Origin of the sequence: Collinsella sp. AF38-3AC, assembly GCF_003474365.1 — a bacterium.
GTDB lineage: Bacteria > Actinomycetota > Coriobacteriia > Coriobacteriales > Coriobacteriaceae > Collinsella.
The window spans coordinates 25,040-32,567 of record NZ_QROM01000023.1 but is presented as its reverse complement, the minus strand read 5'-3'; the positions used below and the strand labels follow the sequence as shown (position 1 = coordinate 32,567).

Genomic DNA, 7,528 nt, shown 5'->3' with positions numbered 1-7,528 from the left:
GCGGCCTTGGCTTTGGCGTAGGCGGGCGAAGCCTCGCCCTTGGCGGCGATGTCCTCGGCCACGGCCTTCTGCTCATCGAGCGTCCAGTCCTTGGCGTCCTTGGCTACCGCCGCCTGGACGGTCGCGGAATCGGCCCCCGCGGAACCGCTGCCAGATGCTCCGCCTCCCTCGGTGCCTCCGCTAATCCCACTGTTTACCGTGTTTCCGACCAGGTTGAACTGGTTGCGGATGGCGCCCGCCACGCCGGGTCCGGCGAACACGACCACTAGGCCGATGACGGCGATAATCAGTACGTACTCGATGATTGACTGCCCTCGGAGGTGGGTACTCCTAGGAGATACCCCCCCCCGAAGGTTCTGCGTCGCTGCGTGCATTTGCGACACTCCCTTCGTATGGGGATTGATATTGCATGCAGGAGCGTACGATGCGGCGTGGGAGACGCAGCCTGTCTTGCCGCTGCGGCATAGCAATCTTTGTCCTCGCAGCCTCTTCAACTTCGACTTAAAAGCAAAATCAAAATTATTATTGGGATGATGCGGATCTTCTTGGCATGTAAGGGTACAATTCAGGTATCCCGAAAGGGATCCAGACTCGGCTGGTAAACCTGACGTTCGGCGCGGTGTACGTGGACGCGCCTGGAGAGCTTGACCTCAAGTACGTTCAAGCCTAGGGGCTTAAGCCCCCCGCGCCTAAACCTAGGTTTAGGAGAGCAGACTGGCAGGCAGCAACCGAGAATCAATAAGGGCGCGAAAGCGCCCTTATTGCATTATGTAGTGGAATACAGAGGACGTTGCCGCAGCGGCACTAATTACGATAGTTGTAGCGATTGAGGTAGGTTTCCCGAAAAGGAGGTACCTCATGAGACACAACAGTTACGGACGTCTCGCTGGAGATGAAGAGTCTAAAACGATAATTTCCCTAGCGCGGCTGTTCGATAAAAAATCTGAATTGAAAATCATTCCTCATCTGCTTTGGATCGAAAACACTTCGATTTCTTGAAGTGTCATTTTCTTCTGGCAACTTTAGCCACATTGCAGGTATTGACAAACACAATTGTCGAATCAAGCCCCATGAAGTGTATACCCGCGCCGTTGATGATAATCTTAAGCCTCAAGACCTTGGCTACAGTATCGTGCCGAAGTTCAAAATGAAAACAATCGCCGCTAAATTCCTCAATGAATTTGGCTCTACCGCAACACATGTAAGCGCGGTCAACAAACGCCGCTCCAAAATCAATGCTGAAATCTGGATTTCTGGTTCAAAAGCAGGCTTCGCAATTGGCGCCCTTCACATCGATTCTAAGAAATCAGGACCGGTAACCTTCGTCCCAACTAGCCTTCAACTTTTGAGTGATACGGAACTCCAAGAAAAGTCAGTAGGAACTGTAGAACCTATCGCTGTCATCCTCTCACGCAAGAATGGCGAAATGTCTTATTCCGTTATCGAATTTGTGGATGAGACTCTCGTCAAAGCCCACTCTTCCTCCCTTGCTTCAATACTGCTGAGCTGCGGGGATGAAAGAGAACTCGGAAATAAATATCCAGAGTTGTGCGGTCAGCTTTTCGACAAAGATCTTGAATCGCTTGATGATATTTCAGTAGCCGTTGAGGGAATTGCGCAAGAATGCAACCAAATCAATGCACGCCGTAAAGAAATAGAAGCAAGTCTCTCGAAGTAGATGTCCTTTTTCAGCAGATAACCCTTTTGCAAACACGTTTACGCCTCATCATTCAAAGAAAGGCTTGGTTGCAAACAATGACCAGCGAGACAAATAAAGAGAGTAGTGGCGATAATCAAACCCTCCAAGCTGCAAAATTACTCAATGGCTTATGGCTATCATCCTAGGACTTATCGCACTGCTGCTGATCATCAAAATCGTGGCAATCATCGTCTCATTGGTAATTGCATCGATATCTGCCGCTCAACTGTATACCGGTACCCTGGATACCAGCTGGGTTCGCGGCTAGGACGTTGCCGCTGCGGCATTAGTTAACTTGAGCTATTGGATCCATGGGAAAGTCCCGAGACGTAATTACGTTGAGAGGACAATCCAGTGGCTCACTCCGCAGATATAGAATGCAAGAAAATCATCGATAAGGTTCACATTCCGCCCCTTAAGACGCAGGGAATCAAGACTAAACTCGTCCCGTGGATTGCGCGGTACGCTGCGGTCGATGCCGGGACGGTCTGGGTCGAACCGTTCATGGGGTCGGGGGTCGTCGGACTCAACCTCGCGCCGAAGCGGGCGATCTTCTCGGACACGAATATCCATCTCATCGACTTCTATCGGGCAATCCAGAACGGCGAGCTTACCGCCGCAGGCTGCCGGAAGTTTCTCGAATCGGAGGGCGCTCGCCTGAAATCGAGGGGGGGAGATTACTTCTATGAGGTTCGCGACCGGTTCAACGAATCGCATGACCCGTATGATTTTCTCTTCCTCAACCGGTCTTGCTTCAACGGCCTTATGAGATTCAACCGCCAGCACCGCTACAACGTCCCCTATGGGCATAACGACAACCGTTTCTCCAAGGCATACGTCACCAAAATCGTGAACCAAGTCGATTACGTCCAGGAAAAGATCGCCGAAAGCGATTGGAAGTTTCTGGCCATGCGCTACGAGGATGCGATAGCCACCGCGCCGAGCAACTCGTTTATCTATTGCGACCCGCCCTATATCGGACTCACGAGCACCTATTACGACACCTGGGACGAGGAAAAGGAGAAAGGGCTGCACGACTCGCTCATGGAAAGCGGCTGCAAGTTCATGGTTTCCTCGTGGTCGCACAACGATTATCGAAGCAATGAGCTCATCGGTACGCTTTGGTCGGATTGCCACGTCTCCTACGCAGACCATGCCTATATCGTCAACGGGAAGCACAAGCCCGTGGTCGAGGTGCTGCTGACGAACTATGTGCCGGAGTGACGGATCCACGCCATACGAAACCAAATCGCTATCCCCCACCCCAGCCCATCAGAAGCAATTTGAGAGGCTATGTTCGGGTCGGGCGTGTCGAGTTGAGTGGCTTTGCCGAAACGCACGTTATTCGGGTTCTGGGGCGGTTCTTGCGACATCGGTCTTGGGCAGGAATCTCGCAATTATGCCGAAGCAAAAGAAAGCTAGATTGTCAAGCCGTGTTGCACCGCTTCGGGGGGTTTGGGTATGGGCTCACTGCGCAACTAGCCGCAGTAGGCAGGCGCAGGTAAGTTGATTCCGCGTATGTAGACTAAGCTGACGAAATAGATTACATATGCGGAATCAAATCGAATCACCAGATTGACGAAATGTGGAATGACAGTGAAGAGGGGATCCATTAAAATCGAGATTCTACAAAAGCGCAGGTAGAAGGGTGTGTCGTTATTGGCTAAAAGGCAGCCGGTGCTTACCTCGTGCTTACCTTGGTGCTTCCTCATAAAAAAAGGTCAGGCACTAGGTGCCTGACCTGCAAACTTCTGGTCGGGACGACTGGATTCGAACCAGCGACCCCTTGACCCCCAGTCAAGTGCGCTACCAAGCTGCGCCACGTCCCGAAGCTTATGTTTGTTGCTCTGCTCTCGCTCGCAACAGGGAGTATATTAACCCGAAACTTTAGACTAGTGCAAGAACTTTTTTACAAATTTTGAAGCAAGTCCAAAATTGTATCTGCGAGCTGGGGTTTTGTTAGCACGGGAAGTTCTTGCGTGCCCGTTGTGCTCACAATCCAGGCCTTGTTCGTGTCGGTTCCAAAGCCCGAATCGGCGCGCGAGACATCGTTGGCGACAATTACATCGCAACCCTTGCGGACCAATTTGCGCTCGGCGTACTCGACAACGTTATCGGTCTCGGCCGCAAAGCCGATCACGCACCGCTCTCCCTTTTGGCGCGAGAGTTCGGCCAAGATATCGACCGTCTCGACCAGTTCGATTCGATCCAGGCGCTCGTTGGCCTTTTTGAGCTTATGGTCGGCAGGGGCCGCGGGGGTGTAGTCGGCGACGGCGGCCGCACAAATTGCCGCATCGGCCGTTTGGAAGGCGTTCAGGGCAGCTTGGAGCATCTCTGCGGCGGTCTGCACGCGCACGCACTCCACGCCGTGGGGCACATCGAGCGATGTCGGTCCCAACACGAGCGTGACCGCAGCACCGCGGCGAGCAGCCTCCCCTGCCAGGGCGATACCCATCTTGCCCGAAGAGCGGTTGCCAATGAAGCGCACGGGGTCGATCGGCTCGTGCGTGGGGCCGGCGGTAATCACGATGCGCTTACCTGCCAGATCCTGAGGCGCGGGGTTGAGCACCTCACAGACAGCCTCGACGATGTCCTCGGGCTCGCTCATGCGGCCCGTGTCTACGTCGCCGCAGGCAAGGTAGCCGCTGCCCGGACCCACCACGTGCACGCCGCGGTCGCGCAGCGTGGCCATATTGGCCTGTGTAGCCGGTGCCTTCCACATGCCGTTGTTCATGGCCGGCGCGATCACGACGGGTCGCGGCGTTGCCAGCAGCGTGGTGGAGATGAGGTCGTCGGCGATGCCGTTGGCCATCTTGGCGATGATATTGGCCGTCGCGGGCGCCACGACCACCAGATCGGGCTCCTGCGCCAGCGAAATATGGTGGATGGGGTCAGACGGGTCGTCGAATAGTCCAACCGCGACCGGCTCATTGGTGAGCGCGCGGAAGGTGAGCGGCCCCACGAACTCCGTGGCATGCTCGCTCATAACGACCTTGACGCGTGCGCCGCGCTTTTGCAGCAGACGCACGATATTGCACGACTTATAGGCGGCGATCCCGCCGGTAATGCCCAACAGGATCGTTTTTCCCTCAAGTTGCATTGAATTGTTGGGTGCCGATGTCATCGCTAGGCTTCCTTGCTCGGGAGTACCAGGAGGCGGTGGCAGTACGGGCAGTGCGTAATTGACCTACCGTCGTGGTTGAGGTCGCTCATGGACGATGCCTGCAGCGCGGTGTGGCAGACCGTGGGGATGTTGCCCTGGATGGTCTCGACGGCCAGTCCGCGGAACTGCTTGAGCAGGCGCTCGTAGTCGGTGAGCACGTCGGCCGGTAGCGTAGCGGCAAGCGCGGTGCGCTCCTTCGTGGCGGCGTCGACCTGAGCCTGCAGGTCGGCAGCCTTGGCGCGGGCGGCCTTGGTATCGGCCTTCACGCCCTCCTCGAACTTGGCGATGATCGCCTGCGCGCGGACCTCGCGGTCGAGCGCCTCCTTATGGGCGACAACGACGTCCTTGCGGGTGTGCTCGATCTTGTCCAGACGCTTGGCCAGGGTGGCGAGCTCATTCTCCAGGTCCTGAACCTCGCGGTAGTCGGAGCCGTCGACGTGACGCTTCTTGGCGGCCTCGATGGCGTTATTGGTCTGAATCTCGGTGGTGTTGAGATCGTCGAGCTCAATGTCCAGATCCTTGCGCTGGGCGTAGAGCTTGGTCATCTCGGCCTTGAGCTTCACATAGGTCTTGCGCTTGGAAGCGAGCTCCTTGAGCTCCGGCATATTGGCAAGTTCGCTCTTGTTGCGGGCGAGCTCCAAATCGATCTGTTGCAGCTTGAGTAGCGTAGCGCCGGCGCTCATAAGTTCTCTCCTTTTGTCACAGTCCACCATTGGCAAGGGTTCAGTATTTTAATCGCATGACTGGGGTCGACCCCGGCGTCAACTGCAGAGTTCATCAATATATCAACGAACGGCTCCTCGGAGCGGTCGTGGCCGAGCAGGATCACCGGCAACCCGCGCAAGGCAAGGTCTTGTACCACGTGGTAGCCCGCCTCGCCCGTCACGACAACATCTGCGCCTGCGACGATGGCGAGCTCTCCAAAGTCGCCCAGGGAGCCGCCCAAAATGGCGACGGTTCGACACGGGCTATCGGCCTCGCCCCACACGCGTGGGTCGCTGCCAAACACCGTGGCGGCGCGAGTGGCAAGGTCGCCCAGACTGCAGGGGTCGTTGAGCGTTGCAAGCGCGCCCAGGCCAGTCGCTTCGGGGTCGTCCACGTGCTCCAGCGAGCTTGCGGGCGCGGCGTCCAACAGCGTACTTAGGCAGACGTGCGCTTCGTGCGAGCGGTCCAGGTTGGTGTGGAGCGATATGATGCTCACGCCGCAACGGGCCGCCTCATAGAGCGCCGCGCTGCACTGGGGGCGCTTCGCGCTGGGCGGGCAAAACGCCTCGGGCGCCTTTATGTAGATGGGATGGTGCGTCAGTAACACGTTGGTGCCGGCTTCCAAGGCGCGATGCACGTTTTCCCTGGTTGCGTCAAGCGCGCAAGCAACGCCGCGGATCTCGTCGTCGGGGTTGCCAACGGATAAGCCTACGTGGTCCCAGGGTTCGGCGTCCGTCTTGGGATAGCGCGTCAGCAGAGCGCGCTCAAGGTCGGCGACGATCATGCGGCACCCACAATCGACAGCAGCGCTTGGGCAAAGTCGTCCAGGTCAGCCGGGTTCACGCGGTCATCGAAGGAGATGCGCAGTGCGCCCAGCGCCTGCTCGCGACCAATGCCCATGGCGCTGAGCACGTGGCTCGGGTCCATGCTACCGCTCGAGCAAGCCGATCCGGCCGAAACCTCAAAGCCGGCGGCATCGAGCTTGACGATGAGCTCCTCGGAGTCCATGCCGTCGACGTAGATCGAAACCATACCCGGCAGGCGATCGGCCTGCGCGTAGTCGCCCATCGTGGCGTGAATGCGAGGATGGGCCGTAAGCGTGTCGTAGAGCTTATCGGATAAGGCCTGCAGCGTTGTGCGCTCCTGGGCAACATTCGGCAACAGCGCGGAAGCGGCAGCGGCAAAAGCCAGCTGCGTGCGCAGGTCCTGCGTTCCGGCACGACGGCCGGCCTCCTGTCCGCCGCCAAAGATGCGCGGGCGCAGCGGCGTGCGGCTCTTAAGGTAGAGCGCGCCGGATGCCACGGGGCCGCCAATCTTGTGCGCTGCAACGGTCATAGCGTCAACTCCCAGCTCGGTGACATCGAGCGGAATATGTAAGTAGCCCTGGATGGCATCGGTATGAAACAAGGCGCCGGCAGCATGTGCGGCGGCGGCAAGCTCGCGGATGGGCTGCACCACGCCGGTTTCGTTGTTGGCGACCATAACGCTCACGAGCGCCACGTCGTCGCCTAGCAGTTCGACAAGCGCGGCGGGCTCAATGTAGCCCGCACGGCAGGGCTGCACCAGGTCGACGGAAAAGCCGGCGGCGCGCAGCAGCGGCAGGTTGTCCAGAATCGAATCGTGCTCGATGGCCGAAACGATGACACGGTCGCGCTTGCGATCGCGCTGACGAGCGCCCTCGGCAAGTCCGAGGAGCGCCAACTGGTTTGCCTCGGTGCCGCCGTTGGTCAAAATGATCTCGGACGGGCGGACGCGCGCGCCAAAGCTGCGGGCAATCTCGCGACGTGCCACTTCTAGGCGCGCAGCGGCCTTGCGCCCAAGCGAATGCAGCGAGTTGGGGTTGACGCCGGCAAGCTCGCTGTCGTCGTACTCGCGCTGCGCAAGGAGCGCCTCGGCGCGCATGGGCGTCGAGGCGGCATAGTCAAGATTCACGGGTATGCGGTTTTGACCTGCGGTCATAA

Annotated in this window: 7 protein-coding genes and 1 tRNA gene; 2 read left to right on the top strand and 6 right to left on the bottom strand. The window is 57.9% G+C overall.

Going from position 1 to position 7,528, the window contains the following annotated elements; translation table 11 throughout:
- A partial coding sequence (locus DW029_RS10325) for a hypothetical protein (RefSeq protein WP_233543873.1) occupies window positions 1-260 on the bottom strand: 260 nt, incomplete at its 3' end.
- Window positions 261-964: 704 nt separating this feature from the next.
- On the opposite strand from DW029_RS10325, the gene DW029_RS10320 reads away from it, so the two are divergent.
- Both DW029_RS10320 and DW029_RS10315 read left to right on the top strand, forming a co-directional pair.
- The gene (locus tag DW029_RS10320; RefSeq protein ID WP_255413805.1) at window positions 965-1,678 is read left to right on the top strand and encodes a PBECR4 domain-containing protein; all 714 of its coding nucleotides are present in this window, start codon (window positions 965-967) and stop codon (window positions 1,676-1,678) included.
- Window positions 1,679-2,053: 375 nt separating this feature from the next.
- Window positions 2,054-2,923 carry a Dam family site-specific DNA-(adenine-N6)-methyltransferase gene (locus tag DW029_RS10315; protein WP_199582657.1) on the top strand — a complete coding sequence of 290 codons (870 nt, stop codon included), beginning with the start codon at window positions 2,054-2,056 and terminating at the stop codon, window positions 2,921-2,923.
- A 528-nt stretch (window positions 2,924-3,451) separates the two neighbouring features.
- Here the strand turns inward: DW029_RS10315 and DW029_RS10310 are convergent.
- The 5 genes from DW029_RS10310 to DW029_RS10290 form a co-directional block, all read right to left on the bottom strand.
- Window positions 3,452-3,528: transfer RNA gene (locus tag DW029_RS10310), tRNA-Pro, on the bottom strand.
- An 80-nt stretch (window positions 3,529-3,608) separates the two neighbouring features.
- Complete coding sequence (gene coaBC / locus DW029_RS10305; protein ID WP_233543872.1) at window positions 3,609-4,823, bottom strand: bifunctional phosphopantothenoylcysteine decarboxylase/phosphopantothenate--cysteine ligase CoaBC; 1,215 nt, start codon at window positions 4,821-4,823, stop codon at window positions 3,609-3,611.
- 2 nt (window positions 4,824-4,825) lie between these two features.
- Window positions 4,826-5,545: a zinc ribbon domain-containing protein gene (locus DW029_RS10300; protein WP_118346034.1), complete on the bottom strand. Its 720-nt coding sequence runs from the start codon at window positions 5,543-5,545 to the stop codon at window positions 4,826-4,828.
- Window positions 5,542-6,351 (bottom strand): Nif3-like dinuclear metal center hexameric protein, encoded by an 810-nt coding sequence (locus DW029_RS10295; protein WP_118346033.1) that lies wholly within the window; start codon window positions 6,349-6,351, stop codon window positions 5,542-5,544. The genes DW029_RS10300 and DW029_RS10295 overlap by 4 nt, the downstream gene beginning before the upstream one ends.
- Window positions 6,348-7,526 (bottom strand): cysteine desulfurase family protein, encoded by a 1,179-nt coding sequence (locus DW029_RS10290; RefSeq protein ID WP_118346032.1) that lies wholly within the window; start codon window positions 7,524-7,526, stop codon window positions 6,348-6,350. The genes DW029_RS10295 and DW029_RS10290 overlap by 4 nt, the downstream gene beginning before the upstream one ends.
- Between the last annotated feature and the right edge of the window lie 2 nt (window positions 7,527-7,528).

What these genes read in the sequence shown, in the direction of transcription:
- coaBC (WP_233543872.1), bottom strand. Translation starts at nt 4,823, where the DNA reads ATGACATCGGCACCCAACAATTCAATGCAACTTGAGGGAAAAACGATC.
- DW029_RS10300 (WP_118346034.1), bottom strand. Translation starts at nt 5,545, where the DNA reads ATGAGCGCCGGCGCTACGCTACTCAAGCTGCAACAGATCGATTTGGAG.
- DW029_RS10295 (WP_118346033.1), bottom strand. Translation starts at nt 6,351, where the DNA reads ATGATCGTCGCCGACCTTGAGCGCGCTCTGCTGACGCGCTATCCCAAG.
- DW029_RS10290 (WP_118346032.1), bottom strand. Translation starts at nt 7,526, where the DNA reads ATGACCGCAGGTCAAAACCGCATACCCGTGAATCTTGACTATGCCGCC.